The 497-nt window shown below is 67.0% G+C and carries 1 protein-coding gene; it reads right to left on the bottom strand.

Features of this window, described 5'->3' with window-relative positions; translation table 11 throughout:
- A partial coding sequence (locus WDW90_RS38055; RefSeq protein WP_336492866.1) for a hypothetical protein occupies positions 1-312 on the bottom strand: 312 nt, incomplete at its 3' end.
- Between the last annotated feature and the right edge of the window lie 185 nt (positions 313-497).

Genomic DNA, 497 nt, shown 5'->3' with positions numbered 1-497 from the left:
GAGCCTGCCAAGATCGATGACGGCAGGGCGATCCGCGAGCCGTTCATCCTGCAGCACAACCCTGGCGGTGTAACGTCCGATGCCGGAGACACCCTTGAGTGCATCGATCTCGCGCCAGTCTCCGGGGCCGACGCCCTCGAGGTGGATCGTGCGTGGGCCATCCGGCTCCTCGCTGAGCACCCGCAGGCACCACCCTTCGAGAGCCAGCTCGGTGGTGGGATTCTTGCACACAGCAACGAACGGCTCTGGCACGGCGAGCAGGTCGAATTCGAACACCCGCACTCCGAGCGCGGGGATCGACGCCGAGGCCATGGCTCGCTGACCACTCCTGCAGCGGCAGCAGATGTCGTGAGATGTAGAGGTCTGTGAGCAGCCGGTAGTAGTCGCGGCGCACCCGCGCGCCGACACCGGTATCGAGCTCGAAGTCGGGCGTCGGCTCCTCGTTCGGCACCCAGAAGCGGCACATCCCGTGCGCGAAGAGCGGGGGCAGGTAGGGC

It is taken from the genome of Methylobacterium nigriterrae (genome assembly GCF_037106235.1).
GTDB lineage: Bacteria > Pseudomonadota > Alphaproteobacteria > Rhizobiales > Beijerinckiaceae > Methylobacterium > Methylobacterium nigriterrae.
This window is presented reverse-complemented; position numbering and strand designations above follow the sequence as displayed.